The sequence below is a fragment of the Lachnospiraceae bacterium JLR.KK008 genome, assembly GCA_037015955.1.
GTDB lineage: Bacteria > Bacillota > Clostridia > Lachnospirales > Lachnospiraceae > VSOB01.
On sequence record CP143548.1, the window covers coordinates 1,503,475 to 1,527,123 of the forward strand.

Below are 23,649 nucleotides of genomic sequence, written 5' to 3' on the forward strand. Positions count from 1 at the left end.
AGGAAATAACCAGGAGGTAGAGGTCATGGAAGAAAAGATTAGAGAAGAAATCAGAAGCATCGAAAGAAGGATGGAATGGAAGTTGGAAAGCCTTAATAAAGCAGTTGAGGAATTTAAGGAGTCCGCAGCTTCATATGATGCCTACCATATCACGACATTCCTTCCTGGAAAGATTGAGGAAATTGCAAGATGCAAAGCAGAAGTCGAAAAGTTGGCAGAACAGAAACAGATGTTAGAGTATATGCTCGGAAAGTAAAGGAGGAAAAGATTATGGATAACAAGAAAATGATTGAGACAATCGAAAAGAAGCTGGAAGTTAAGGTTGAAAAGGTTCTGGAAGTAAAGCAGGATGGCAAGGAAGTCATCGCCGATGTGAAGGTTGGAGAGACCAGCTGCCGCAAGGTAGTCCTCAAAGAGTCGAAAAACCAGTATGGTACATATTACAGATTTGTTTCTGCCAGCGAGTATGAGCTGAAGGTCGAAGCTGAACCGAAGAAAGCAGAGAAGAAGTCATCCGGAAAGCTGAGAACAAAGACAGAGCAGCTTTGCGGTGCAAGAAGGCAGGAGATTATCAGTTTCGCAGAGAAGACAATCAGCAAGGTGGCAGATGGCACAGCCCGGATCAAGGAAATTGAAGGTGCTGCACTGGAGAATACAGTTATCCGGTTCGTCCTTCTGATGAATGAGGATGACAGCCGCTTCAAAGAGGACATCGCAGTCAGCACCATCAGAGAAGCCGTTGCCAGTGCATAAATCCCATCTGCAAGAAAAATGCGAAAATGAGACAGATAAGAAACCCAGGAGATATGCGGTCTCCTGGGTGTTTTTGTCTCACTACTGCTTGAAGATGAAAGAATGAGACAGTCCGTTTTTGAAAGTGATACGCTGCACCATACCGTCCGTCACGATAATGCTGTCGATTATGCTGGTGAGGAAGTTTCGTAGGACTTCGGCATCTACGGACTGAGCCAGCCGTTTGTAGTTGATATAGTTCCGGTCGGTCAGCTTCTGGCTGATGATGAACTCGCTCGCCTTGGCGATGAACATTTCGTCTGTCACTGATTGCTGCCATTCGTCCGACTGCATCATGCCGATCTCGTCATTGATTTCATCCAGTTTTTCGGTAAGGGTTGTCCGCTGGATGATGTATTCCTTCTCAGACATGGCATCCTCAGAATAAAGGTAGAGGTTGCGGAGTCTGTCTAATGCACGTTCCGTCTTCTGCTTTTCGGCTCTCAGAGAGGCGATTTCGCTGTCTTCAGCATCCTTTGGTTTGATGCTCGCCCCCTTGCCGAATACCGCTCCCTGGACCTTCCCCGAAGTCAGAATATCGTATAAATCAAGCACTCCATCCGGCTCTATGCTGTCGATGTATGAAAAGGTGTTCCCGGTCAGCAGGACAGCTTGCAGGTCATCCGGAGAGGAAATATTCTCGAAGTTCTTCTGTGCGTTCAGCATATTGAGTATGTAGTTCATGGCAAACTCCCCAACGACAGGATCAGATGTTGACTTGCCGGTACAAGTGTATGCGTTCTTCCGCCGAGTAGGGCATGAGTATTTCGAGTACCGCCAGCCGTCCGCCCGGAGGGAAGCCGGGGCAGCACCCATAGGACAGCCGCAATTTCCGCAGAAACACAGCCCGGAGAATATGTGAGTGTACTTTCCGGATTTGTAGTTGTTCTTCTTCTTGTTTATCCGGGAGTTGGCATCCAGCATGGTGATGACACGCTGCTTTTGCTCCCTGGTGATGATAGGTGGATGGTGTTCCTCAATCGTTATCCATTCGGACTCGTCCTTGACTTTCTGCCGGTCGCCTTCCTTCAGCACATTGTACCGATAGTCTCCACAGTAGAAGATATTGTGAAGGATGATATGGAGGGAGACCGGGTTCCATTCATTGCCGGCTCTTGTGCGGTATCCTTTGGAGTTCAGTATGCGAGACTCCCGGACCAGGGAGCGCTCCTTCTCGTAAAGGTCATGGATCAGCTGAACGATAGGCGCTTCCGTTTCGCTCGGAGTGAAGTCGTGGGTATCGTAGTCATAGTCGTAACCGTAAGGTATCCTGCCGCCGTTCCACTGACCGTTATTTGCCCTGGAAATCATGGTGGCTGTCACACGCTCGGAAGTCATGTTCCGCTCCAGCTCCGCAAAGACCAGGATGATTTTGAGCATTGCCTCGCCCATAGCGGTAGATGTGTCAAACTGCTCGTTTTTGCTGACGAATATCACGCCCAGGTCCTTCAGTTCGTTATACATGGTTGCGAAGTCCAGAAGGTTCCTGGAGATACGGTCAATCTTCCATACCAGGAGGTGAGTGAAGCCGCCTGCCCGGATTTGCGACATCATTTCCTGGAACTTCGGACGGTCAGTGTTCTTGCCGGAGTACCCGGCATCCTCGAAGATAACGCAGTCCTCAGTACCGAGCATGAGTTTTGCGTATGCCAGCAGGTCCTGCTTCTGCATTGGAAGCGAGTCCTTGTCTACCTGGTGAAGGGTAGACACCCGGACGTAGATAGCCACCCTCGGATTTGTTTGCTTTAGCTTGGCATAAGCCATAGTACCACCTCCATAAAGAAACGCCCGATTTCTCAGGCGTTCTTCTCCATTGCTTTCTGTATTGCTTCCCCTATTCCGTAATAGTCGCACCATACCGGCTCCAGCTTCATAAGTGATGGGAGCGTTATTGTTTTCTGAACAGGCTTCATCTCGTCCAGTACCGAAGTTGGAAGCACATAGAACTCCCAAAGGTCCAGGTCCAAAGGAGACTCGTCTTTTTCCATAGCCTTGTATATGCAGAAGATATATACATCTAATTTCCGTTGTAGAGGAGTGTCCAGTTTTGGCTTTCCGGAGCTGTCCGGCATCCTGGAAGGAGCTATCTGAAAAGAAACGTGATCCGGATGCTCCGTATCCCATGACTGGACGTATGCAGCTGATTGGACCTCCAGCTTGTAACCGTCCGGAGATAGCAGACTGTATTGTTTCCATGCCGATCTGGATGTATCTGTATCTAAGTGAGCCGCCCCGATGGACGATGCCACGATGAACTCTGCCATCACAGAACGGTTGCGGCTGTCGGCAAGGTCTGAGTAAGCCCACCTCCAGTAATCGTTCATGGTGATGCTTATTGGTTTGCCGCCTACCAGGAATGGCTCGTTTCCGATGTATGTCAATATTACCGCCTCCTTTTGTAATCACTCAGCCGGACAATTTCGCAGCGTCTTCCGTAGAAGCAGATGAAGGCATGGCTGCCAACATTCCTTCAATGTAGCCAGTTGCCTTCAAGCGGAGTTCCGGAGAGAGCCGATGGAATGACTCCAGCAGCGCATCGTCTTCCGGATTGGAAATTTCCACTATGTTCTGATTTTGATGCTCCTTGCCATAGACAAGGTAGTCCAGCGATACATCAAAGTATTCAGCGAACTGCATAACTGCCTTTAGGGAAGGAGAACCCTTGCCTTTGCTCCAGTCTGTAAATGTTGAAGTTGACATCCCAAGCTGTTTCGCCAGTTGGGTAGGCTTGATGTCATGCTTGTTCATAAGCCGGTAAACACGTTCCAGTAAGTCAGACATAAAATCACCTCGTAAAATTATTTGGAAAATTCCAGTATTCTCTATTGACAAACTCGAATTTTCCAGTTACGATGTGTATTGTAAATTACAAAACACTACAACCAATCGTAAGGCAAAAGCATACTTGGGAAGGTTAGCAAAAAGCCATACGAAAGGCAGTTTACATTTCCATTCTACCAAAAGATTGCGGAAATGTAAATTACAAATCCGTAACGGAAGGAGGAAAGCTGAATGGGAAAAGTGTTATCGCCTTGGTGTAAGCAGGCAAAGATAGCGATGATCGAACTGGATATGACGGTTGTGGAGTTGGCTGAAAAAATCGGTAAATCCAGGGAATACACTTCCGCCGTAGTCAATGGTCGAATTTACGCCGAGCCGGTGGTAAAAGCAATCAGTGATGTGCTTAATATCCCGGAAACTGCCTGCTCGTTAAATGGTAATTAGATTATAGCAAGAAAGGCTGGTGACGAACATGGGAAAAGACTCCGCGAAAGGCAATGATAATGTGTACTTTCGGGCGAGGAAAGAGGCTGCAATATACAATGAGAGGCTATTCAGTAGGGAAGGAGCCGCAGAGCTGCTTGGAATTTCCGTTTCCACCCTGGCTGATTACGAGTTGGGGAATACGAAGGTAGTTCCAGTAGATAAAGTGGTCTTGATGGCTGATCTGTATAACTGTCCGGAATTGAAGTATGGATACTGCAAGCATGAATGCCCGATTGGGAAGCAGATGCCACTCGCAACTGAGGCGAAAGGCATTGAAGGAATTGCATTGCGGATGATACAGAAGTTCGATCCCGAAGGACTGAGCGAAATGAAGAACAGCCTGGTGGATATTGCCGCCGATGGAATTATCAGCGATGACGAGAAGCCGAAGCTGGAAGCTATTCTCCGTAAGCTGGATGATATGGCAGTTGTCATCAATGAGATGAAGCTCGTTGGCGAGAAAGCATTAAAAGGATAGGTGTTATCAATGGATGCTGCCAAAATGAAAGAAATTCTGAAAACCGAATATGGAATATGCGATGAAGCAGAGTTCAATGCGGCAGTGTCTAAGTCAGCCGGTATCAACCTGGGGATATTCACCATGCCGCTAACCGAAAGGAGTGTCAGATGTGAACAGACGAACAAAAAAGTGGCTACGGCGTAATGCCAAGATACTCGCCGTATGTGGAGGAGTAGTATACCTCACAGCCGGCGTTGCTAAGTTGGCAGCGGAGCCGCAGGAGTCGGAGGTTCCTAGAATGGTGTTTGCACAGATACCGGAAGAAACCGTTGTACCGACAGAAACACCGGAAGTTCCGGAAGAAACAGCAGAGCCGGTAGAAGCTGGATGCCATACGATTGTGATGTCGAGAGATTGGGATGCCGATGACTCATACCGCCTTGCTAAATTGGCTATGGCTGAAGCGGAAGGCGAAGATACTGAAGGAAAAGCACTTGTGGTTATGGTAGTTCTGAACCGGGTGTGGAGCGATGATTTCCCCGGAACGATTGAGGAAGTCATCATGGAAGAACATGGCGGAGTCCACCAGTTCAGTGTCACGCAGAAAGAAGGAAGATGGTGGAAAGTAGAGCCGGATGCCGATTGCTATGAAGCAGTCGAGATGGTGATGACCGGATGGGATGAAAGCCAGGGAGCGTTGTACTTTGAAAGCAGGAGCGACTCTGTATGGCATCAAAAGAACCTGGACTTCCTATTTCAGCATGGCAGCCACTTTTTCTACAAGGATAAGGAGGAGTAGGCAATGAAAAAGATGGAGAAGTACATCGTCCGGAATTGGATATGGCTTGTGACTGGATTGATCCTCACTCGGAAGGCTGTTGAGTTTGCCTATGCTGAGAGAGGATGTGTAGCTTTTGGAGGAGAATGGCTTGTATTGCCGGTAATGATGATGCTGGTCCACATAGTAAGAGATGTGAGAAGCAGCCTTTTCGCAACATTTGGGGAGGAGGTCGATGCTGGTGACAGAAGAACTTCAAGGCATCATCGCAGAATGGCGAAATAAGGACGTTCCCATATCAGACGAGGAGGCAGAGTACATCTTGTGGTATTGCAACCGGAAGATGGATGTTTGCAAGACAGAGAACCGGAAGGAGTATCTGCCGCTTTTGTATGCGGATGAAGTCAAGAATTATCTTTTCCGGAGGGCAGTTAATGCAACAACGATGCTCCGGAAGCTGGAGAAAGAATTGAAGGAGGAAGGCAAATGTGCAGTATGTGTCTGAGTTCACCTTGCCATCCGAGATGTCCGAACGCTCTGGAACCGGTGGCGATTTTTATGTGTTGCAAATGCGGAGAAGGAGTTTTCGAGGGTGATAAGTACCTCGATACTTCAGAAGGGCAGATTTGCGAGGACTGCCTGGATGATATGACAGCCGATGAATGGCTGGAATTGTTTGGAGAAAGCCTCGCAATAGCAGAAAAGGAGGAAATGTAGATGGCTGAGAATAAGCAGGCACCGGCGGCGCCGCAGCCTAAGAAGGTTCCGGTCGTGAACCAAGTCAAGAGCATCCTGGGAGAGGAGAATGTCAAGAAAAGGTTCCAGGAGGTGTTGGGGAAGAAAGCCCCTCAGTTTATGGCATCAATCGTCAATGTAGTAAGTGCCACACCTGCATTGAAGAAGTGTGAGCCGAACTCTATTATTGCGGCGGCGTTTGTTGCTTCATCATTTGATCTGCCGATTGACAGTAACCTGGGATTTGCTGCGCTGGTTCCGTATGATAAGAGCTTCAGAAACCCGGCTACTGGAGAATGGGATAAAGTGAAACTGGCACAGTTTCAAATGATGTATAAAGGTTTTATCCAGCTGGCAATCAGAACTGGCGAATACGAGAAGATGAACTGTTCTGCGGTGTACCAAGACGAAATCGTAGATTACAACCCTATCACCGGGGAGTGCCAGTTTGTTACAGAGTTTAGCGCCTGCGAGCAAAGGAACAATGGAGAAACGGATAAGATTGTCGGATATTACGCATGGTTCCGGCTGAAGTCCGGCTTCACTAAGGAACTGTATATGAGCAAGAATGAGGTTCTCAATCATGCGAAGAAATACAGCCAGTCATACAGATATGATCTGAATGACAATAAGAATAGCAGCAAGTGGTCTACTGATTTCGATGCGATGGCATTAAAAACAGTGATTAAGCTGCTGTTAAGCAAGTGGGGCATCCTCTCCATAGAGATGCAGAAAGCAATCCAGGACGATCAGAAGACGTTCGATGAAGACGGAAACGAGAGTTATGGAGATAATGAACCGGATTTGGATGACGAGCCGGACCCGTTCGTAACGCCTGCACTGGAGGATAACCAGGGAGCGGCGGAAACACCGGCAGATGAAGTAGAGGAAATAGATATTACCCAGTAAAGGAGGAATATGACACATGGAGTTGTCGGCAGAGAATTATTATAGCCAGGAAGCGAACCTGGAGTATATGTCTGTCAGCCAGTTCAAGGACTTCGCCGGAACGTATGGGAAGATGCAGTGCGAGTTCTATGGAATGGAAAAGCTGGCTGGAAGATGGGAAGACGAAGAAACCACCGCATTGCTGGTTGGAAGTTATGTAGATGCTTATTTTGAAGGAAGCCTGGAGAAGTTTAAGAAGGAGCATCCTGCATTATTCAAGAAGGATGGCGGTCTGAAAGCTGATTACGTCAAGGCAGATGAAATCATTGCCCGGATAGAGCGAGATGAATATTTCATGCGGTGTATGTCCGGGCAGAAGCAGGTCATTATGACCGGCGAAATGTTTGGAACCAAGTGGAAGATAAAGATGGACTCATACCTTCCTGGATCAGCAATAGTCGATTTGAAGGTGATGGCATCCATTACAGACTTGAAGTGGGTGAGAGACCTCGGATACCTGGATTTTGTGAGGTATTGGGGATATGACGTACAAGGGGCAGTGTATCAGAAGATTGTTGAACTGAACACTGGAAAGAAACTGCCATTCTTCATAGCAGCCGCCACCAAAGAGAAAGAGCCGGATATTCGAGTGATTAAGATTGAGCAGAACTATCTCGATGAAGCACTCATTCTGGTGGAGCATAATATCCAGCGCATCCTCAGAGTGAAGAACGGAGAAGAAGCGCCGGATAAATGCGAGCTTTGCGATTGTTGCAGACACAGCCGGGTACTGAAAGGCTATATCTCCATCAATGATCTGACTGCAAACATCTGATGTACGCAATTTAGGATGGAATGGTGGTGATAAGATGGCGTGGATAAGCGTACATGAGCAGGTTATTGGAGGGAAGCTGAGAAATCTGGCAAAGGAAATCGGCTGTTCGCAGAATGAGGCGTTGGGTATTTTGATACGGCTATGGCTGTGGGCGATTAACAATGCCGGGAAGGATGGCTGCATTGTCGGGGCAGACAAAGATGATGTGGCAGAAATCCTTAATATCGGCATCGACAGAAGATACAGTGCTGATGACGTTGTTGATGCCTTAATCGCTACAAATTGGATTGATATGGAGAACGGCTTGTATATCCATGATTGGGAAGAATGGCAGGAGCAATGGTACAAGGCAATCGAGGTCAGAGAAAGGGATGCGGCCAGGAAAAGGGAAGAAAGGAAGCGGAAGCGGATGACTAAGCAGATGGCAGAGCAAAGTGTTCCACCAGCAGAACCGCCGCCAGCGGAAGATATGGAGCATGATTTACCGACTCCGCACCTTAATATTCCACTTGAAGAAGCACCAAAACAGAAACCAGCAGAATACTCAAAAGACTTTGAAGCATTTTGGGAAGTATACCCAAGAAAAGTCGGGAAGGGAGAGGCTTATAAGAAATATAAGGCAAGGTTGAATGACGGATGGAGTGAAGCAGAACTGTTAGAAGCTGCCAAGAATTATGCCGGAAGAGTTGCCAGGGAAAGGACAGAGCAGAAGTATATCAAACACGCAAAGACATTTCTGTCGGAGAATACTCCGTTTACAGATTTCCTTCCGAAAGACAGAGGCATAGGGCAGAAGGCATCAGCGGATGACGGTGATGATCCATACGCAGAATGGAGGAATTAGATGGAGACAAATGAGGTTGTTGGAGAAGTAAGTCTCTGCAAAGTCTGCGGTGAACGCACTGAAAGAGAGATAGACTTTCCGATTATGGATGGGAAAGGCGGCACCAGGAAAATGAAGGTGCATTGTATGTGCCGGTGCGAAAGAGAGCGGAAGGAGGCGGAAGACCGAAGGCTTGCGTATGAGGAAGAACAGCGGCAGATTGATAATCTGAAACAGCTGAGCCTCATTGATGCAAAGTCCAGGAATGTACGCTTCTCAACATACCAGGTGAATGAGGAAAATGCGAAGGTGTTCGGGATTGCGAAGCGGTATGTGGAGAATTTTCCGGAAATGTATAGCCAGAACCAGGGAATGTTGTTTTGGGGCGATGTCGGAACCGGGAAAAGCTACACAGCCGCCGCCATAGCGAATGAGCTGATGGAAAGGCTACATCCGGTGATTATGACATCCTTCGTGAAGCTGTTGCAGGATATGCAAGGTTTTGACAATGACGATGGTGCGTACATGAACCGTCTGAATAGGGCAAAGCTGCTGATTATTGATGATCTTGGAGCTGAAAGGGGAACCGACTTCGCATTGGAAAAGGTGTATGACATTATCGACAGTAGATACCGAAGCGGAAAGCCGGCAATCTTCACTACGAATTTGACAATGGGGCAGATGAAGGAGTGTACCGACATCCGCTATAACCGTATCTATGACAGAATTTTTGAGATGTGCTATCCGGTCAAGTTCAGTGGATTGTCCTGGAGGAAGCGTGAGGCGGCAGGACGGTATGCCAGCATGAAGAAGATACTGGAGGGTTGATTATGGCAGAGGCAATGGAACTGAAGATTTACAGTAAGGAGGACCGGCTGAAAGTGGCAGCGATTTTGATTGACAACGGATATACGGTCAGCCAGGGGAAACGGCAGCGAACCCCTACCGGGAAAACGCTTGACTATTTCCTCAAAGTGACAGAGGACGGTGATAATGCAGATACGTCCAAATAGGAGGTGAGTGGTGCATGGCGAAGCAAGTTAGGTTTACGGTCTTGGGAGAGCCGAAAGGGAAGGGAAGACCCCGGTTCAGCACTCAGACTGGCAGAGCCTTCACACCGAAGCAGACAGTCAACTATGAGACATTGGTACATACCGAGTATATGGTTCAGTGCAAAGGCTTCCGGTTCCCGGATGATGCAATGCTGGATATGAGGATACTGGCGTATTACTCCATACCGAAAAGCGGCAGCAAGAAAGTAAAGGCTCAAAAGCTGGCGAACGTCATCCGTCCGACAAAGAAGCCGGATATGGATAATGTGGTGAAGATGGTGGCGGATGCCCTCAACCAGGTGGCGTACAAGGATGATACTCAGATTGTGGATTGCCAGGTCCGGAAGTTCTTTTCAGAGGAGCCGAGGATCGAGGTAATCATCCGGGAGGTAGTTCCGAAGGAGGTGAAGGAGGAAGCATGAACATATTTCTTATGGTTGCTGGCGGCATTTTCGGTATCGGAGTGATTGCTGAAAAACATGAAAAGAAGTGTAAGTGTATGCTGGCAGGATTTACAGTGTGTGTTATCGGGCTGGTTGCCCTGCAAATTTTATGATTAGGAGGAAGAAGACATGGCTGAAGAATTGAGTTTGGTGATTGAGAACCCACACGAAGGGGAGTTCCTCAAACACATCGACTGGAACAAAGAGGAGTTTATGGAGTTGGTGGCATCCATAACGGAGCAGTATGAAGGTCTGACCTATACAGAGGATCAGATGAAGGCGGCGAAGGCGGACAGAGCAAGGCTGAACGCTATGAAGAAGGCAATATCTGACCGCCGTATCCAGGTGAAGAAGGCTGTCATGGAACCGTACACGAAGTTTGAGGCGGAGGTCTCAGAGGTTACGGCTCTCATTGATAAGCCTATTGCCATGATTGACGGTCAGATAAAGGAGTATGAGGATCGCACCAAAGAGGAGAAGAAGGCGGCATTGAAGAAGCATTTCGAGGAGATTGCTGCCGACCTGGAAGGCATCCTCACATTCGACAGGGTATTCGACCAGAGGTATCTGAATGTGTCTGTCAGTCTGAATAAGGCAAAGGCTGACATCCAGGAGAAGGTTGATCGGGTGCATACGGACCTTAGAAGTCTGGAAGGTTTCTGTGAGGAGAAGTATCTCACCATAGCGAAGGATGCTTACATCCGGACGCTGAATGTATCGGATGCCCTGGCAGAGGCGAGGCGGTTGCAGGAGTTTGACCGAAAGGCAGAGGAGGAACGGCTCCGCCGGGAGGAGGAAGCGGAAGAAGCAAGGCTTGCCGCTGAAGCGAAGGCGGCTGCGGCGAAAGCTGCTGAGACCAAAACAGCCGAAAGCGTTACCGAAACTCCGGAAAATGTAACCAAAGGGGCTGAAAATGTGACCGAACCGGCGAAAAGCGTATCAGAACCTATCGAAAACGTAACGAAGCAGGCTGAAGTTATTCCTCCTGCCGCCCCGGTAGGACCGTCTATTGATACACCGGATACATCCGCAGGAAGCAAAAAGGCGGTGGAGGCAGACAGTAAGCCTTGCAAGGCATCTTTCACCGTATACGGTACAAAGGCTCAAATCATGGCACTCAGAGAGTACATGGTTCAGCATAACATCAAATTTGGAAAGGTGGAAAAGTGATATGGAATGTTATGAGCAGGAGTTGCACATCAATGATGAACTGTTCGCCGGCATGAGAGAAGATGCAGACAGAGTTTTGCAGAAGCTGCTGAAGAACATGGTCGAGAAGGACAGCCTGGAAGGAAAGGTGACTATCGGAATTGATGTCACGCTCGTCCAGGAGTTCATTCCCAATCGTGATCCAAACATCGAAGGCGAGACAAGGAGGATTTTGACACCTAAGTTTTCTCATAAAGTCGGCTCTGTGATGCAGATTAAGAATGAGGCGAAGGGTGATCGCAACTGCGATGGCACTGAACTGGTATGGGATGAAGAAAGAGGTGAATACGTCCTCAGACCGATTGCCAATACCGAGCAGATGACGATTTTCGATGCCGACTTTCGCTGCGTCAACGATGAAACCAGTGAAGCAGGCGGAGGAGATGAAGAAGGACAGCCAGCCCTCGAAGGGCGGCGTATTGCAGCTTTACCTGGACCTTCTGATACAGAAGGCGATGGAACGGAGGGAGAAGTAGCTGAGGAAGCTCCTGGCGGAGATACGGAAGGCATGGACGGTACTGAAGAAGGGGAGGCAGAAGATATGTCTGAAGCCTTCGATCCGAGTGAAATGCCTTTTGCAGGCGGCGATGATGATGGATACGGATATGAAGAACCGGGAGAGGAGGAATAAGCATGAGTACAATGAGAAGCCTGGCAAGGACGGTTGCAAGAAACCAGAGTTACAAGAAAAGCCACACCACCGATATGTTCCAGTATTTCTTCACGAAGCTGTGGAGAGAGAAGGGGCATCCGGCAAGCGGAATTGACAGACCTACCAAGAATCGGAGGGGGAGATAGCATGGAGATTAAAAGACCGAACACGCCGCAGGATGGACCTGCCGATGGAGTCATGGGAGTTGTTGAGTGTATCAGAACGGACTTCCTGGAAAATCCGGCGGAGGGCGAAGCTGCCTTCCAGCAGAGAGATAAGAGCCAGGCACATATTACGGCGAGCGTTGAGATTGGAACCTTCGGGATCAGAGATATGGCAACTGGAGTTATGCTTACTGTCTGCCTGGAGGATGCTATGGAGATTATGAAGGAAGCTATTGATGCTTCCAAGAAGGAGTAGTTTATGGGAGATGTATCACAATGTAGAAGTTGCGGTGAGAGGATCATGTTCATCCGTATGAAGTCCGGAAAGAGTATGCCGGTCAACCCTATATTCGTGAATTTCAAGAAGAACCCTGGAGGCAAGGACAGAATTGTCCTTCCTTCTGGGGATGTAATAGCTTGTGATGCGAATGTGAGTGTTGACGAAGCCGATGGCTATGGCTATGTATCGCACTTCGCCACCTGCCCTATGGCAGGAAAGCACAGAAACAAGAGGTGAAAAATGTGAGCGAATTTAACAGAGGAGCGGCTTATTGCAAAGATTGCATTATTGCAAATATTATAGGACTCCAGAATGAGGTTGGTCTTGATGAAAGCAATGAGCAGTATCAGATATTACAGAAGCTGCTGGTTCACATTGAGGAAACCTACGGCGGTTGTTGTAGAGACTTCAAGGGATAGGGCAAAAGAAAAAGACCATGCCGCCTATGCAGCACAGCCTTCGTTCTCTAATACGTTTGCAACTCCTATTATAGGAGGTTATTAAGAGAATGTCAAGGAGGTAATGCACAGATGGGAAGTAATGTGAAGAAATATGTGGTAACGGAGAGTGAACTGGCAATGATTGCCGAGGTTGCCGCTGAAAAAGCAATCAGTACATACAAGAGGGAGCAGGAGGAGCAGATACAGCAGCAAGCCGAGAAATGCCGGTACAGTGCAAAGCTGCTCATTATCCATTACAAGCGGCTGAAGCGGATGAAGGATACCTCAGTGTACGATGCAAATACCGTCACTGATGCCACGCTTGCGGAGATTTTTGATAATATGCTCGGAAAAATCCGTATGAATGAGTTTGATCTCACAAGTACAAACCGGAACCGGATAATTACCGGGATGCTGATGAACCATGTCGATGTTCAGCTGGAGAATTACCAAAAGGAGTGCGAGAAGTCTAAGGAGCAGGATGTAGCCCGAAGATACCGCATAGTTGAAATGATGTATCTCCGGGAGGAGTCTCTGACAGCAGATGAAGTTGCCGATGTGGAGAGCATTGATAAAAGCAATGTGTACCGCACTTTAGAGAGAGCGTATGATGACCTGGCAGTCCTGTTTTTTGGAGTTGATGGGGCTAAGATGGTAGAACTGAGAAAGCGTGAAATCAAGGCAAAAAGGGAGCGTTCAAAGAAAAACAGAGGCAAGTGAAGGCATCGTGCGAAAAAGTTGCACTTTACCTGCGAATGGGAAAGTTGTAATATGATAAACAGCCAACAACCCATAATGTCACCACCGACACAGAGCCATGTAGTTTTTCTTCCCAAAAGTGCATGAAAGAACGCCCAAGGATAACCTCCCTGGGCGTTTTGCTGTGCGGTGTACCAATTAACGAGCAGGACTGTCTCATTGAGGACGGTCTTTTTTGCTGTCGGAAGAAATGTCCTCGCAAGCACTCAGTATTGCCGGACAGAGTTCATTGAATGACAGCTCCGGAGACCCCAAAGTCTCCAGTTTGGTGAGAGAGATTGTTTTCTGCTCACCGCACTTTTCATTAAGGACAGATGTTTTGATGACATAGAATTTCCAAAGGCTCATGTCGAAAATGTTCTGTTCTTTTGTAGTCGCTGTATAGATAGCGAAAACGTATATGTCGGAATTGCGCTGGCGTTCTGCATCCGGACGGTAATCGCCGATTTCGTCTGGCACTTTTGCCGGTGCTATGCTGAAAGAAATTCTAGGCGTAGTTCCAGGATGCGGTTCCCATGCCTGGACGTAGGCAGCCGATTTCACTTCTATGCGGCATGGCAGAAATTCAGTAGAGTTGGAAACTTCCAATTTTTCGGGGGGGGGGGTAAACGCTTGTTCGATATTTGGTCCTACGAGGTCGTAAGGCTCAAAGTTGGAACGGATGTCGGTGTTGGTGTAAATTCCCCCTAGTTCCAGGGCAGCTTTTACAACGAACTCCGCAAGCACCCCTCTGTTTGTGTTGCGGAGCATATCGGAATAAGCCCACTGCCAAAACTCGGCAATGTGGAACGGCAGGACTTTACCGCCATCCACAAGATGCTCCAGCCCGGTCAGCTTCCTCTGATAGGAGCCGGAGTAGTTTGCGGTCCTTAAAGGACCAGGGTATGTATTGTTCATTATTGTCTTTCCTCCTTTGGGAAGAATTATAGCATAAAAGGAGAGTGCGATAAACCATGAAAAGAATAGAAGTGTGTAAGATGCGTGTCGGTGATCTGAAACACAATTTTGGAAATCCCAGGAAGATTTCAAAGAAGAAAGCTGAGGAGCTTGAACGGTCGATGGATTTGTTCGGTGACTTCGGCGTTTTTGTTGTTGACGAACACAATAATGTGATTGCTGGAAACCAGAGGTCCATCATACTTGCGAGGCGTGATCCGGACATCGAAGTCGATGTTAAGAAACTGATAGGATATTCGGAGGCAGAACTTCGCTCAATCAACATCATGGATAACACCCATGCCGGCGAATGGGATTTGGAACTGTTGGCTGACTGGACTGCGGACCTCAACCTGGATTTGGGAATTGACCTCAACAATGAAAATCCGGAAGAACGGAAGATTGAGGACATGGAACTGATCCGGTACGAGAAGTACAACTATGTGATGATAGTCTGTAAGAGTGAGATTGACTATAACGATTTGATAAGGAAACTCGGTATCGAAGGCAGGAAGGTTGCTATCACCAAAAAGCGGAAGATAAAGGCAAGGGCAATCTGGTACGATCAGATGAAGGCACAGATAGTCGAGAAACCGCCGGAAGCAAACCAACCTTCCGAAGATGATGAAAAAGATGGTGAAAATGGAAAGGAGGAGCAGGAATGAGGTATTTGATAGTTGCGGCACATCCGGATGATGAAGTCCTGGGAGCCGGTGCGATGATGCACAAGGCAGCTGGAAACGGCGATGAAGTCTATGTCTGCCTGCTCAGTCATTGGAGTCCTACCAGGGATGATAACCTGGAGGACGGCATTGCATCCAGCCACGCCATCCTGGGAGTGAAGAAGTCCTATGTCGGAGATTTCGGGTGCATGAGGTTCAAGGATGAAGACCATCATGCCATTGTCCGGTTCATCGAGGCGGCGATTAGAGACTGCCAGCCGGATGTTCTGATTACTCACCACCCGGCGGATGTTCATGTGGATCATGGCATCACATCGGAGTGCTGCATGGAAGCATCGAAGCTCCCTATGAGGCAGATTGCGAATATCCAGCCAATCCGGAAGATTATGTATATGGAGGTTCCGTCCTCTACGGACTGGAATGTAAGTACGGCCAATGGAGTTTTTGTTCCGAATGTGTTTGTCGGCGTAAGCGAGGAAGATTTGGCTGAGAAGGTTAAGGCGGTAGGTGTCTATAAGGATGTCATCCGGAAAGCACCTCACCCACGTTCCAGGGAAGTCATCAATGCTATGGCGGTGCTGAGAGGAAGCCAGTCTGGTTTGATGGCGGCGGAGTCCTTCCAGCTGGTGTTTGGATTGGGGGTGTAGGGCATGATGGTTACAATTCATCAGCCATGCTATCTGCCATACCTGGGAGTGTTTCACAAGATATGGAAGGCTGATGCCTTCGTATTCCTGGATGATGCACAGTATAGCAACGGCTATGTGTTTGAATGGAACCGGATCAAGACACCGCAAGGCGAGTGCCGGCTGAAAGTTCCACTGCATAAGGAGTTCGGGCAGACACTTCGGGAGGTAGTTCCAAAGGACGGTCTCGGCTGGCAGCATAAGCATATAAAGACAGTAGAGATGAATTACAAGAAGGCTCCGTATTTCCCGGAGCTTTTTCCTGCTTATGAAGGAATTGTCAGTGAGTGCTATGATAATTTGGCACAGCTGAACATTGCACTGATGAATTTCTTCCTACTGTGGTTCGGATGGCATGATAAGAAAGTCTATTACGCATCGGATTGGAAGCTGGAAAGCAGATCAGAAGCCAGGGTGATTGAGATATGCAAACGCCTTGGAGCCGATGCCTACCTGTCTGGGACCGGCGGAAGGAATTACCAGGAGGAAGAACACTTCAAGGAGGCTGGCATCAAGCTGGTGTACCAGGAATGGGAGCCGCTGGAGTACCGGCAGTTGTGGGGAGAGTTCCGACCGTATATGTCAATCCTGGACTACGCAATGAATGAAGGGCATGACATAGGCAGCCACTTCAGAAGGATGGAGGAGGTGATGGCAGATGGCAGATGAAGAACTGACATTAGGCATATACGTCCAAAGCTATCACCGTCACAATAAGATACTCACCCAGGATTTGCTGGAACGGTGTACCTATGTGGTGAGGGCGAGCGAAGCGGATTTGTACCGCAAGGCAGGAGTGGAGAATGTATGGGCTGCTCCGGACGAGGAGGTCAACAATGCCATCCGGACGTACTGGTGGATAGTGGATCATGCACCGGAAGACATCGTATTCATTGCAGACGATGATATTGAGGATGTGATGTACCGCATGGATGACACCACCCGGCTGAATAAGGATAAGGAGACCATCATGGCGGAGATTGAACGCATCGCGCAGATGATGGTTGATCTGAATGTAGGATATGCCTGCATAGATGCTACCGGCATCCCTTATGGGTATGACGGTGAATTTGCATTTAAGGGAACGTCCGGCTCTTTGAAATGGGTGTATAAGAAAGTGCTGAAGGCTCGCCCGGATGAAAACTGCAAGTACAATTATGACCTGGACCTGGTATTGCAGGAGTTGCTGCACAATCGCATCATTCTGAAGCCCCGGTACATCATCTGCAAAGATTACCAGGATGTCAATGCCGGTGGAGACAGCTCCAAACTACGGCAGGATCAGATAGACAGCATCGAGAACATGAAGCGGAAGTGGGGAAAGTATTTCAAGTACAATTACAAGAATAACAAGCCTCAGATAAATGTTCCCCGGTAAAATCAGTAATTCCAGCCAATTTCCATTTGACAACGGTGGTGCAGGTGCTACGATGCGGTTACGATAAAAAAATAGGAGGTTGGCGTTATGGCTTACGATTTAGTAACTAAGAACGGTCATAATATGTATGACATGGCATCAATGATGCAGAAGGCGATCCGGAGGAACAATCCGAACCTGGCAGGATATGCCGCCTATGAACTGTTCGGCAATTTCCACACCTATATGTGGAAGCGGCTGGTGGTGGTATCGGCGGAGGACTGCTACGGCATTATGACGAAGGAAGTAATCGCTCTGAAGCTGGCAGATGATTTCTGCAACAAAGGCAGGAAGGGATATGATAAGGACCCTCTGTTTGCGGCGAAGGCGATCACGCTGTTATGCCAGGCGAGAAAGAACCGGGATGCCTGCTATGTAGCCTGTAATTTCATGTTGCCGGACCGTATCCTGGATGAAAGCGAGATTGAACATATCGACATCACGAAATGTCACCTGGGAGTGGAAGGGATACCGGATTGGGTGTTCGATGTTCATACCCTCACCGGGAAAAGGAATGGCAAGACAGACCTTGATATGACAATCGAGGAGCAGGCGGCACTGGAACCGAAGCAGATGTCTCTGTTTGATGACTGCTCATGGGAGAACTACTACACATGGGCGAGGAGCCAGGGCAAGGTAGGGAATAAGGAGTGGGCGGACTTCCAGCAGTTCAAGAAGGGAAGGAAGCTTGAACCGGACTACAACGCATGAGGAGGACATTGCATGAATGAATATGAATTTGAACTGATGGTAAATGGTGTTGCCTGCGGAACCTTCACCAAAGAAGGGAAAACGGAGGCGGAAGCATACGAGAAGGCTCAGGAGGAGATTGACGGCGTTATGGCACAGCTGCCTGCCACTGTTAATGTAGAGTATAGCATTGGAGTGGCGTAAAAAATCAGTATTTTTTCTGAAAAACCTATTGACACCAAAAACGCAGGTGCTACGTTACGAGTACGATAAATAACAGAGGAAAGGCGGTAGCACTTATGAAGGTTAAGGTTAAAGTATATGACGGAGTTAAGTATAACAAGGGAAGCAAGAAGGTAGCAGAGGTTGAATATCAGATTGAAGGATTTGAAGTAGTGACCGGGGACCGGGCTACTGAAATCGGATTGGAAACTGATGAAAACAGCCGGGATGAATACAACGAGTACCTGGTATTGGACCTGGGAAATGGAGAGACCGCTACATTCTGCAATTCCCATGTTGATCTGTTCAGAATATAGGAGGTGTCGGTATGGTAGTAAGAGATGGAAAGCTGGTAAAGCAGTCAGACATAGTAAGGGAGGCAGTAAAATCCGGGGAGTGGAAGAAGGCTCTCCGGATAGCAAAGGACTTCCGGATAAATGTTACGAAGGCACAGAGGGATGCGATGGCAAGGGCGTATGAGTGCATGGTACATCCGGAGTTCTATAAGCAGATAGGCACAGACATACCCGGAGCGATAGCGAAGGGGAAGGAAGTAGTAAGCTGTCTGTATGGGGCGTAGAAGCCCATAAACTGAATAGGTAACAAATCCATCAAGGGAACTCGGAAAAAGGCTGCACAAGGCTACAACGGGTTCCTTTTTCGTGCCTACGGAAAGGTGGTGAGGCAGATGTGGCACAGAAGGACTTAAAGCCGGTACGAACCAAAGAGGAAGCAAAGGCGAGGGGCAGGAATGGCGGCATTAAATCCGGAGAAGTCCGAAGGGCAAAAAAATCCATGCGTGAAACTGCAAAAGCTCTCATGTCAATGGAGGTGGTTGGAGACAACAACAAGAAGAACCTGGAAGCCTTCGGTATCCAAAAGGGAGATCAGAATTATCAAACGGCGGTCGTTGTCCGGCTCATGCAGAAGGCTTTAGTCGAAGGTGACACATCCGCCATCCGGCTGATTGGAGAATTGACCGGAGATTTGAATAGATTTGGACTCATACCGGAAGAAGAAAGCGAGATTGTTGAGCTTGCATACCCGACAATCAATCTGCCGAACAACGGAAGGGATAAGAAGGATGCCTTCCAGCTTGCACCCCAGGCTGGACCACAGACGCAGTTCATGGCATCGTCAGCGGACATCATCATATATGGTGGCGCCGCCGGTGGAGGAAAGACATACGCATTGCTGTTGGAGGCTCTCCGGCACAAAGATGTTAAGAGTTTTGGCGCTGTTATTTTCCGTCACAATTACAATCAGATAACGGCAGAGGGTGGCTTATGGGATGCCAGTCAGAAGATATTCAATCAAGTTCCGGATGCACACTCCAGGAAGTCACCGAAGTTGCACTGGAGGTTTGACGGCGGTGCGAAGCTGAGTTTCGCCCACATCGAAAGAGATGAAGACCTCAAATCATGGCAAGGTACAGAGATTGCCTATATCGGCTTCGATGAATTGACACACTTCACGAAGCACCAGTTTCTGTATATGCTATCCCGAAACAGAACTACTTGCGGCATACGACCGTATGTGAGAGCAACCTGCAACCCGGACTCAGACTCATGGGTGGCAGAATTTATCAGTTGGTGGATAGACCAGGAAACCGGATATGCAATACCGGAGCGATCCGGACAGATACGATGGATGGTTGTGCTGAATGACATCATCTATTGGGGAGATACCCCGGAGGAGTTGGCGAAAAAGTATGAAGTCAATGTGGAGGACTGCAAAAGTGTTACGTTCATTGCAAGCCGCCTGGAAGACAATAAGATACTGATGGAAAGCGACCCTGGATATTTGGCGAACTTGAAGGCGATGACGGAAGTTGACATGGAACGGTTGCTGAGAGGTAACTGGAAGATTAAGGCAGCTGCCGGTTCCTTCTTCAAACGAAGCCAGGTAGGAGAAATCCTTACAGAAGTACCGAAGGATTTGGTTGCTGTATGCCGAGGCTGGGATTTGGCTGCCACAGATAAGGATGAAGATGACGAAGCTGCATTTACTGCCGGTGTCCTCATGGGCAGAAGGGAGAATGGCAGATTTGTCATCATTGACGTTATCAATCGCCAGTTGAAAGCTGGTGATGTACGAAGCACCGTATTGGTGACAGCTAAGATGGATCATGCAAAGTATGCTTGGTGCAGGCAAAGATTGCCGCAGGACCCAGGGCAGGCTGGAAAAGACCAGAAGGCTTCCTACATGGAGATGCTTGCCGGATTTGATGTTCACATGATACCGGAGTCTGGTGATAAAGCAACCAGGGCGGAGCCTATGGCGGCACAATGGCAGCATGGAATGTTCGATTTGGTTGCCGGCGAATGGAATGAAGCATATCTCAATCAGTTGGAGTCATTCCCGGACAGCAAGTGGAAAGATATGGTGGATGCCAGCAGTTCAGCCTTCAACGAGATAACGCTTGGCATGGGCTTCAACATTGACAATTTGCTATAAGGAAGGAGGTAGCGTAAGAAATGAATGAACAGCAGAAAGCTATGCTGGATCGGCAGTTGAAACTGCAAAGGGGAGCCGCAATCATCGAAGGCACCCAGGAAAAGTTCCGGCAGGATGGTTATAGCAACCTGCTGAACAAATACGGAACCGCACAGGACAGCTCCACATCGTACCAGTACAACCAGGAGATTATCACGAATGACATGGAACTCATACGGCTGTATGAAGGAAACGGTCTGTTCACGAAGATTATTGATCGCCCATCAGAGGAAGCAGTAAAGCATGGATTTGACATAGATTTCGGTGATGAAGATGTTACTGAATATGTTGATGACAGAATGGATGACCTGGATTTCGAGTCGAAGTTTGCTACGGCTGAGAAGTGGGCGAGGCTCTACGGCGGCTCCATAATTGTAATGCTTGTTGATGACGGCAGAGGATTGGAGGAACCTCTCGATTGGAAGAATGTCCGGACAATCGAAGAACTCCGGGTGTTTGAAAGGGCGATAGTCCAGCCGGACTACACCTCGATGTATCATTTCCATTTCCTTGATACGATTGACAGTGACCGTCCGTTCGCAGAACCGGAATATTACCAGGTGTTCAGCATCTATGGATACTTCATCGTACACCGAAGCAGATGCCTGGTATTCAGAAACGGCAGACTTCCAGAGCAGACCACCAATGCAATCTATCGGTATTGGGGCATCCCGGAATATGTCAAGATTAAGCGAGCATTGAGGGAGTGCATCACTTCCCATGAAAACGGAACTAAGCTGCTTGAAAGGTGTGTGCAGGCAATCTACAAGATGAAGAACCTGGCGAATATGCTTGGTACGGATGAAGGTGAAGACAAGGTATTGCAGAGGCTCCAGGTCATTGATATGGCGAGGAGCATTTTGAACTCCATAGCCATTGACAGTGATGGTGAAGATTATGATTTCAAGACCTTCTCAATGGCAGGAGTTAAGGATGTCCTAGACTCCACCTGCAATATGCTGTCAGCAGTAACAGAAATTCCGCAGACGATTTTGTTTGGGCGGTCTCCGGCAGGAATGAACGCCACCGGCGAGAATGACATGGAGAACTACTACAACATGGTGGAGAACATTCAGAAGCAGAACATGAAGAAGAACTCCAGGACAGTCATTGATTTGATATTACGCCAAGGGAGGCTGGAAGGAAAGATACCGGAGGAGCCGAAGTACAAAGTCAAGTTTGCTGCCCTTTGGTCCTTGTCTGATACAGAAAAAGCCAATGTCGATAAGACAAAGGCTGATACGGAGTATACGAAGGCTCAGACATCGCAGATTTACATGGATAGCAATGTCCTGGACCCTTCAGAAGTGAGGAAATCGCTGGCATCGGAAGGGGATTTTGAAATCGAGGAGGTTTTGTCAGAGGAAGAACTCAACCTTCCGGAAGATACGTTTGATGTTGGCGAAAAGGCAACGGTCGGAGAACCGATTGAAATTCTCGGACAGACCAATGATGAAGATGATGCCATTGAGATTGATATGCCTGGAAGCCAGTTAAGGACCGGCGAGAAGGTAGTCATCAAAGATACCGAAGGAGATGCCGGAGGCGGTGCTGAAACAATCATCGTGGAAGGTGTTTCTGAAAATGGCGATGGAGCAGATTATCCGGCAGCCGCAGTTATAATCATCAAAGACGGCAAGATTTTATGTGCTTCCAGGAGAAATAACGAAGGCGTGTGTGGACCCGGAGGTCATATAGAAGAAGGAGAAGAACCCGAAGATACGGCGGTGAGGGAGGCGATGGAGGAGTTCAATATTGTTCCCCTCAACCTACAACCGTTAGGCGAATACAAAGGCGGCACTGGTTCATATCTGCCTTCTATGGTGTACTGGACGGATCAGTTCTCCGGAACTCCCGAAGCAGATGGTGATGAAATGCTCAATGCGAGGTGGATGACCTTGGAGGAACTGCAAAGCCAGCTTTTGTTTCCACCGTTCGAGGAAAGTCTCCGGATGCTTGCTGAAACAATGAGCGGCTACATACAGTAACGTAATTTTTTCAGTAAAACTATTGACAACGGTGGTGGTGCTGTTATAGTTCGCCGCGCGATACAAAAAACACAGAAGATTTCAGATAGGAGGTTTTGGACTATGGGCGAATTGAGCAGAGAGCAGTTGGAGAAAATGGCAGATGTTTTGAGCAGCCTGCTCCTTGAATTTGTAGATGCACAGACAGCCGAAAGGCTGCTCCGGGCAAATGGATTTGAGAATGAGGAACTGAAGGCGATTGGTTTCGATGTGGAGGTGGAGTGATATGGATAATGCACTGAAATTCAATGACAAAGCAATCCAGCAGCTGTTCTTCCAGTATATCGAAAGCTGCCAGGATAAGGAAAGGCACTCCGCCGAAGCTGTTCGGTGTGCGGAAGTGTTCGATGATTTTTGTAGCCGGCACATTGAAGGCGATATGCTGAAGAAGATTGAGGCGTACACCAAAATGACAGATGTGGCGGTCGAGTTCGAGGAAGATGGTTTCATCGCAGGCTTCAAGATGGCGATGAATTTGTTATTAGCCCAGGAGCCGAATTTATCAGATGACACACAAAATACTACCGATGAAGCCAGGGAAAGCCGGCATGAGGCTACAAGCGGTTCAAATGAAGGCTCAAAGATGAAATGCTTCATCACATCGTTGCAGATTGCAGAATTGTTTCAGACTCCGAACCATAAGGTGATTAAGCGGATTGAGGAAAGGATCATGCCTCTCCTGGATGAAGACAGCAAGGCGATGTTCAAGAAGGCATCCGGGAAGAACTCGCAGAATAAGGAAGTCACGTTCTACAAACTGAACCAGGCGGCTTGCATGATGTATCTGGAAATCATGGAGCCGAAGAAGACGCAGTTCATCAACATAGCAGGAGGATATGCAAAGCTCCAGGAATTGATGCAGAGTACATTCCGTACAGAAGCAGTTCCGCTCCCGGCATAGGAAGGATAGAAAAC

39 protein-coding genes are annotated in these 23,649 nt (G+C 48.2%); 35 read left to right on the forward strand and 4 right to left on the reverse strand.

All coding sequences use genetic code 11. From position 1 onward, the window contains the following. Window positions 1-25 precede the first annotated feature (25 nt). Complete coding sequence (locus tag V1224_07500) at window positions 26-256, forward strand: hypothetical protein (protein ID WWR17258.1); 231 nt, start codon at window positions 26-28, stop codon at window positions 254-256. A gap of 14 nt (window positions 257-270) precedes the next feature. After that, complete coding sequence (locus V1224_07505; protein WWR17259.1) at window positions 271-753, forward strand: hypothetical protein; 483 nt, start codon at window positions 271-273, stop codon at window positions 751-753. A gap of 81 nt (window positions 754-834) precedes the next feature. Here V1224_07505 and V1224_07510 read toward each other — a convergent pair whose 3' ends face one another. The 3 genes from V1224_07510 to V1224_07520 are packed head-to-tail and all read right to left on the reverse strand — an operon-like array spanning window position 835 to window position 3,573. After that, window positions 835-2,556: a recombinase family protein gene (locus tag V1224_07510; GenBank protein WWR17260.1), complete on the reverse strand. Its 1,722-nt coding sequence runs from the start codon at window positions 2,554-2,556 to the stop codon at window positions 835-837. Between the two features lie 32 nt (window positions 2,557-2,588). After that, window positions 2,589-3,173 (reverse strand): hypothetical protein, encoded by a 585-nt coding sequence (locus V1224_07515; protein WWR17261.1) that lies wholly within the window; start codon window positions 3,171-3,173, stop codon window positions 2,589-2,591. Between the two features lie 25 nt (window positions 3,174-3,198). After that, a complete protein-coding gene (locus V1224_07520; protein ID WWR17262.1) occupies window positions 3,199-3,573 on the reverse strand; it encodes a helix-turn-helix transcriptional regulator in 375 nt (124 codons plus the stop codon). A gap of 231 nt (window positions 3,574-3,804) precedes the next feature. Between V1224_07520 and V1224_07525 the strand changes: the two genes are divergently transcribed. The 21 genes from V1224_07525 to V1224_07625 all read left to right on the forward strand — a co-directional run bounded on the left by V1224_07525 (window position 3,805) and on the right by V1224_07625 (window position 13,538). Beyond that, the gene (locus tag V1224_07525; protein WWR17263.1) at window positions 3,805-4,017 is read left to right on the forward strand and encodes a helix-turn-helix transcriptional regulator; all 213 of its coding nucleotides are present in this window, start codon (window positions 3,805-3,807) and stop codon (window positions 4,015-4,017) included. 28 nt (window positions 4,018-4,045) lie between these two features. Beyond that, on the forward strand, window positions 4,046-4,537 hold the full coding sequence (locus V1224_07530) for a helix-turn-helix transcriptional regulator (protein ID WWR17264.1): 492 nt from the start codon (window positions 4,046-4,048) through the stop codon (window positions 4,535-4,537). Between the two features lie 24 nt (window positions 4,538-4,561). Continuing rightward, a complete protein-coding gene (locus V1224_07535; GenBank protein ID WWR17265.1) occupies window positions 4,562-4,723 on the forward strand; it encodes a hypothetical protein in 162 nt (53 codons plus the stop codon). Continuing rightward, entirely contained in the window at window positions 4,689-5,318 is a 630-nt protein-coding gene (locus V1224_07540) for a cell wall hydrolase (protein WWR17266.1), read from the forward strand. The genes V1224_07535 and V1224_07540 overlap by 35 nt, the downstream gene beginning before the upstream one ends. 3 nt (window positions 5,319-5,321) lie before the next feature. Continuing rightward, the gene (locus tag V1224_07545) at window positions 5,322-5,582 is read left to right on the forward strand and encodes a hypothetical protein (GenBank protein ID WWR17267.1); all 261 of its coding nucleotides are present in this window, start codon (window positions 5,322-5,324) and stop codon (window positions 5,580-5,582) included. Beyond that, window positions 5,533-5,802 carry a hypothetical protein gene (locus V1224_07550; GenBank protein ID WWR17268.1) on the forward strand — a complete coding sequence of 90 codons (270 nt, stop codon included), beginning with the start codon at window positions 5,533-5,535 and terminating at the stop codon, window positions 5,800-5,802. The genes V1224_07545 and V1224_07550 overlap by 50 nt, the downstream gene beginning before the upstream one ends. Continuing rightward, window positions 5,784-6,014, forward strand: coding sequence for a hypothetical protein (locus tag V1224_07555; protein WWR17269.1), 231 nt, complete (start codon window positions 5,784-5,786; stop codon window positions 6,012-6,014). Before V1224_07550 ends, V1224_07555 begins: the two co-directional genes overlap by 19 nt. Continuing rightward, window positions 6,015-6,941, forward strand: a complete 927-nt coding sequence (locus tag V1224_07560) for a recombinase RecT (GenBank protein WWR17270.1) — start codon at window positions 6,015-6,017, stop codon at window positions 6,939-6,941. Between the two features lie 16 nt (window positions 6,942-6,957). Beyond that, the gene (locus V1224_07565; GenBank protein WWR17271.1) at window positions 6,958-7,755 is read left to right on the forward strand and encodes a PD-(D/E)XK nuclease-like domain-containing protein; all 798 of its coding nucleotides are present in this window, start codon (window positions 6,958-6,960) and stop codon (window positions 7,753-7,755) included. A 34-nt stretch (window positions 7,756-7,789) separates the two neighbouring features. Further along, entirely contained in the window at window positions 7,790-8,599 is an 810-nt protein-coding gene (locus V1224_07570) for a hypothetical protein (protein ID WWR17272.1), read from the forward strand. Next, window positions 8,600-9,406, forward strand: coding sequence for an ATP-binding protein (locus V1224_07575; protein ID WWR17273.1), 807 nt, complete (start codon window positions 8,600-8,602; stop codon window positions 9,404-9,406). A gap of 2 nt (window positions 9,407-9,408) precedes the next feature. Further along, window positions 9,409-9,591, forward strand: a complete 183-nt coding sequence (locus tag V1224_07580) for a hypothetical protein (GenBank protein ID WWR17274.1) — start codon at window positions 9,409-9,411, stop codon at window positions 9,589-9,591. A 14-nt stretch (window positions 9,592-9,605) separates the two neighbouring features. Then, the gene (locus tag V1224_07585) at window positions 9,606-10,052 is read left to right on the forward strand and encodes a RusA family crossover junction endodeoxyribonuclease (protein WWR17275.1); all 447 of its coding nucleotides are present in this window, start codon (window positions 9,606-9,608) and stop codon (window positions 10,050-10,052) included. Continuing rightward, window positions 10,049-10,186, forward strand: a complete 138-nt coding sequence (locus tag V1224_07590; protein ID WWR17276.1) for a hypothetical protein — start codon at window positions 10,049-10,051, stop codon at window positions 10,184-10,186. Before V1224_07585 ends, V1224_07590 begins: the two co-directional genes overlap by 4 nt. Before the next feature lie 16 nt (window positions 10,187-10,202). After that, window positions 10,203-11,243, forward strand: a complete 1,041-nt coding sequence (locus V1224_07595; GenBank protein ID WWR17277.1) for a DUF1351 domain-containing protein — start codon at window positions 10,203-10,205, stop codon at window positions 11,241-11,243. A gap of 1 nt (window position 11,244) precedes the next feature. Further along, a complete protein-coding gene (locus V1224_07600; protein ID WWR17278.1) occupies window positions 11,245-11,913 on the forward strand; it encodes a hypothetical protein in 669 nt (222 codons plus the stop codon). Window positions 11,914-11,915: 2 nt separating this feature from the next. Next, window positions 11,916-12,080, forward strand: a complete 165-nt coding sequence (locus V1224_07605) for a hypothetical protein (GenBank protein ID WWR17279.1) — start codon at window positions 11,916-11,918, stop codon at window positions 12,078-12,080. Window position 12,081: 1 nt separating this feature from the next. Further along, window positions 12,082-12,354, forward strand: coding sequence for a hypothetical protein (locus tag V1224_07610; GenBank protein WWR17280.1), 273 nt, complete (start codon window positions 12,082-12,084; stop codon window positions 12,352-12,354). A gap of 3 nt (window positions 12,355-12,357) precedes the next feature. Continuing rightward, window positions 12,358-12,615, forward strand: a complete 258-nt coding sequence (locus V1224_07615; protein WWR17281.1) for a hypothetical protein — start codon at window positions 12,358-12,360, stop codon at window positions 12,613-12,615. Window positions 12,616-12,620: 5 nt separating this feature from the next. Next, a complete protein-coding gene (locus tag V1224_07620; protein ID WWR17282.1) occupies window positions 12,621-12,797 on the forward strand; it encodes a hypothetical protein in 177 nt (58 codons plus the stop codon). A gap of 111 nt (window positions 12,798-12,908) precedes the next feature. Continuing rightward, window positions 12,909-13,538: a hypothetical protein gene (locus tag V1224_07625; protein WWR17283.1), complete on the forward strand. Its 630-nt coding sequence runs from the start codon at window positions 12,909-12,911 to the stop codon at window positions 13,536-13,538. 195 nt (window positions 13,539-13,733) lie between these two features. On the opposite strand, the gene V1224_07630 is transcribed toward V1224_07625, so the two are convergent. After that, window positions 13,734-14,474: a hypothetical protein gene (locus V1224_07630; protein ID WWR17284.1), complete on the reverse strand. Its 741-nt coding sequence runs from the start codon at window positions 14,472-14,474 to the stop codon at window positions 13,734-13,736. 56 nt (window positions 14,475-14,530) lie between these two features. Between V1224_07630 and V1224_07635 the strand changes: the two genes are divergently transcribed. From V1224_07635 to V1224_07690, 12 genes are all read left to right on the forward strand, one after another. Then, window positions 14,531-15,178 (forward strand): hypothetical protein, encoded by a 648-nt coding sequence (locus V1224_07635; protein ID WWR17285.1) that lies wholly within the window; start codon window positions 14,531-14,533, stop codon window positions 15,176-15,178. Continuing rightward, window positions 15,175-15,843, forward strand: a complete 669-nt coding sequence (locus V1224_07640) for a PIG-L deacetylase family protein (protein ID WWR17286.1) — start codon at window positions 15,175-15,177, stop codon at window positions 15,841-15,843. Before V1224_07635 ends, V1224_07640 begins: the two co-directional genes overlap by 4 nt. A 3-nt stretch (window positions 15,844-15,846) precedes the next feature. Continuing rightward, the gene (locus tag V1224_07645) at window positions 15,847-16,551 is read left to right on the forward strand and encodes a WbqC family protein (GenBank protein ID WWR17287.1); all 705 of its coding nucleotides are present in this window, start codon (window positions 15,847-15,849) and stop codon (window positions 16,549-16,551) included. After that, window positions 16,541-17,260: a hypothetical protein gene (locus tag V1224_07650; protein WWR17288.1), complete on the forward strand. Its 720-nt coding sequence runs from the start codon at window positions 16,541-16,543 to the stop codon at window positions 17,258-17,260. Before V1224_07645 ends, V1224_07650 begins: the two co-directional genes overlap by 11 nt. Before the next feature lie 87 nt (window positions 17,261-17,347). After that, the gene (locus V1224_07655) at window positions 17,348-18,010 is read left to right on the forward strand and encodes a hypothetical protein (protein WWR17289.1); all 663 of its coding nucleotides are present in this window, start codon (window positions 17,348-17,350) and stop codon (window positions 18,008-18,010) included. A 12-nt stretch (window positions 18,011-18,022) separates the two neighbouring features. Continuing rightward, window positions 18,023-18,193, forward strand: a complete 171-nt coding sequence (locus tag V1224_07660; protein WWR17290.1) for a hypothetical protein — start codon at window positions 18,023-18,025, stop codon at window positions 18,191-18,193. Between the two features lie 95 nt (window positions 18,194-18,288). Then, the gene (locus tag V1224_07665) at window positions 18,289-18,528 is read left to right on the forward strand and encodes a hypothetical protein (protein WWR17291.1); all 240 of its coding nucleotides are present in this window, start codon (window positions 18,289-18,291) and stop codon (window positions 18,526-18,528) included. Window positions 18,529-18,539: 11 nt separating this feature from the next. After that, entirely contained in the window at window positions 18,540-18,791 is a 252-nt protein-coding gene (locus V1224_07670) for a hypothetical protein (protein ID WWR17292.1), read from the forward strand. Between the two features lie 110 nt (window positions 18,792-18,901). After that, on the forward strand, window positions 18,902-20,668 hold the full coding sequence (terL, locus tag V1224_07675) for a phage terminase large subunit (GenBank protein ID WWR17293.1): 1,767 nt from the start codon (window positions 18,902-18,904) through the stop codon (window positions 20,666-20,668). 20 nt (window positions 20,669-20,688) lie between these two features. Further along, a complete protein-coding gene (locus V1224_07680; GenBank protein ID WWR17294.1) occupies window positions 20,689-22,695 on the forward strand; it encodes an anti-CBASS Acb1 family protein in 2,007 nt (668 codons plus the stop codon). Window positions 22,696-22,797: 102 nt separating this feature from the next. Further along, entirely contained in the window at window positions 22,798-22,959 is a 162-nt protein-coding gene (locus V1224_07685; GenBank protein WWR17295.1) for a hypothetical protein, read from the forward strand. Window position 22,960: 1 nt separating this feature from the next. Further along, window positions 22,961-23,635 carry a hypothetical protein gene (locus V1224_07690; protein WWR17296.1) on the forward strand — a complete coding sequence of 225 codons (675 nt, stop codon included), beginning with the start codon at window positions 22,961-22,963 and terminating at the stop codon, window positions 23,633-23,635. Window positions 23,636-23,649: the final 14 nt, after the last annotated feature.

What these genes read in the sequence shown, in the direction of transcription:
- V1224_07500 (WWR17258.1), top strand. Translation starts at nt 26, where the DNA reads ATGGAAGAAAAGATTAGAGAAGAAATCAGAAGCATCGAAAGAAGGATG.
- V1224_07505 (WWR17259.1), top strand. Translation starts at nt 271, where the DNA reads ATGGATAACAAGAAAATGATTGAGACAATCGAAAAGAAGCTGGAAGTT.
- V1224_07510 (WWR17260.1), bottom strand. Translation starts at nt 2,556, where the DNA reads ATGGCTTATGCCAAGCTAAAGCAAACAAATCCGAGGGTGGCTATCTAC.
- V1224_07520 (WWR17262.1), bottom strand. Translation starts at nt 3,573, where the DNA reads ATGTCTGACTTACTGGAACGTGTTTACCGGCTTATGAACAAGCATGAC.
- V1224_07525 (WWR17263.1), top strand. Translation starts at nt 3,805, where the DNA reads ATGGGAAAAGTGTTATCGCCTTGGTGTAAGCAGGCAAAGATAGCGATG.
- V1224_07530 (WWR17264.1), top strand. Translation starts at nt 4,046, where the DNA reads ATGGGAAAAGACTCCGCGAAAGGCAATGATAATGTGTACTTTCGGGCG.
- V1224_07535 (WWR17265.1), top strand. Translation starts at nt 4,562, where the DNA reads ATGAAAGAAATTCTGAAAACCGAATATGGAATATGCGATGAAGCAGAG.
- V1224_07545 (WWR17267.1), top strand. Translation starts at nt 5,322, where the DNA reads ATGAAAAAGATGGAGAAGTACATCGTCCGGAATTGGATATGGCTTGTG.
- V1224_07550 (WWR17268.1), top strand. Translation starts at nt 5,533, where the DNA reads ATGCTGGTGACAGAAGAACTTCAAGGCATCATCGCAGAATGGCGAAAT.
- V1224_07555 (WWR17269.1), top strand. Translation starts at nt 5,784, where the DNA reads ATGTGCAGTATGTGTCTGAGTTCACCTTGCCATCCGAGATGTCCGAAC.
- V1224_07560 (WWR17270.1), top strand. Translation starts at nt 6,015, where the DNA reads ATGGCTGAGAATAAGCAGGCACCGGCGGCGCCGCAGCCTAAGAAGGTT.
- V1224_07565 (WWR17271.1), top strand. Translation starts at nt 6,958, where the DNA reads ATGGAGTTGTCGGCAGAGAATTATTATAGCCAGGAAGCGAACCTGGAG.
- V1224_07570 (WWR17272.1), top strand. Translation starts at nt 7,790, where the DNA reads ATGGCGTGGATAAGCGTACATGAGCAGGTTATTGGAGGGAAGCTGAGA.
- V1224_07575 (WWR17273.1), top strand. Translation starts at nt 8,600, where the DNA reads ATGGAGACAAATGAGGTTGTTGGAGAAGTAAGTCTCTGCAAAGTCTGC.
- V1224_07580 (WWR17274.1), top strand. Translation starts at nt 9,409, where the DNA reads ATGGCAGAGGCAATGGAACTGAAGATTTACAGTAAGGAGGACCGGCTG.
- V1224_07585 (WWR17275.1), top strand. Translation starts at nt 9,606, where the DNA reads ATGGCGAAGCAAGTTAGGTTTACGGTCTTGGGAGAGCCGAAAGGGAAG.
- V1224_07590 (WWR17276.1), top strand. Translation starts at nt 10,049, where the DNA reads ATGAACATATTTCTTATGGTTGCTGGCGGCATTTTCGGTATCGGAGTG.
- V1224_07595 (WWR17277.1), top strand. Translation starts at nt 10,203, where the DNA reads ATGGCTGAAGAATTGAGTTTGGTGATTGAGAACCCACACGAAGGGGAG.
- V1224_07600 (WWR17278.1), top strand. Translation starts at nt 11,245, where the DNA reads ATGGAATGTTATGAGCAGGAGTTGCACATCAATGATGAACTGTTCGCC.
- V1224_07605 (WWR17279.1), top strand. Translation starts at nt 11,916, where the DNA reads ATGAGTACAATGAGAAGCCTGGCAAGGACGGTTGCAAGAAACCAGAGT.
- V1224_07610 (WWR17280.1), top strand. Translation starts at nt 12,082, where the DNA reads ATGGAGATTAAAAGACCGAACACGCCGCAGGATGGACCTGCCGATGGA.
- V1224_07615 (WWR17281.1), top strand. Translation starts at nt 12,358, where the DNA reads ATGGGAGATGTATCACAATGTAGAAGTTGCGGTGAGAGGATCATGTTC.
- V1224_07625 (WWR17283.1), top strand. Translation starts at nt 12,909, where the DNA reads ATGGGAAGTAATGTGAAGAAATATGTGGTAACGGAGAGTGAACTGGCA.
- V1224_07630 (WWR17284.1), bottom strand. Translation starts at nt 14,474, where the DNA reads ATGAACAATACATACCCTGGTCCTTTAAGGACCGCAAACTACTCCGGC.
- V1224_07635 (WWR17285.1), top strand. Translation starts at nt 14,531, where the DNA reads ATGAAAAGAATAGAAGTGTGTAAGATGCGTGTCGGTGATCTGAAACAC.
- V1224_07640 (WWR17286.1), top strand. Translation starts at nt 15,175, where the DNA reads ATGAGGTATTTGATAGTTGCGGCACATCCGGATGATGAAGTCCTGGGA.
- V1224_07645 (WWR17287.1), top strand. Translation starts at nt 15,847, where the DNA reads ATGATGGTTACAATTCATCAGCCATGCTATCTGCCATACCTGGGAGTG.
- V1224_07650 (WWR17288.1), top strand. Translation starts at nt 16,541, where the DNA reads ATGGCAGATGAAGAACTGACATTAGGCATATACGTCCAAAGCTATCAC.
- V1224_07655 (WWR17289.1), top strand. Translation starts at nt 17,348, where the DNA reads ATGGCTTACGATTTAGTAACTAAGAACGGTCATAATATGTATGACATG.
- V1224_07660 (WWR17290.1), top strand. Translation starts at nt 18,023, where the DNA reads ATGAATGAATATGAATTTGAACTGATGGTAAATGGTGTTGCCTGCGGA.
- V1224_07665 (WWR17291.1), top strand. Translation starts at nt 18,289, where the DNA reads ATGAAGGTTAAGGTTAAAGTATATGACGGAGTTAAGTATAACAAGGGA.
- V1224_07670 (WWR17292.1), top strand. Translation starts at nt 18,540, where the DNA reads ATGGTAGTAAGAGATGGAAAGCTGGTAAAGCAGTCAGACATAGTAAGG.
- V1224_07680 (WWR17294.1), top strand. Translation starts at nt 20,689, where the DNA reads ATGAATGAACAGCAGAAAGCTATGCTGGATCGGCAGTTGAAACTGCAA.
- V1224_07685 (WWR17295.1), top strand. Translation starts at nt 22,798, where the DNA reads ATGGGCGAATTGAGCAGAGAGCAGTTGGAGAAAATGGCAGATGTTTTG.
- V1224_07690 (WWR17296.1), top strand. Translation starts at nt 22,961, where the DNA reads ATGGATAATGCACTGAAATTCAATGACAAAGCAATCCAGCAGCTGTTC.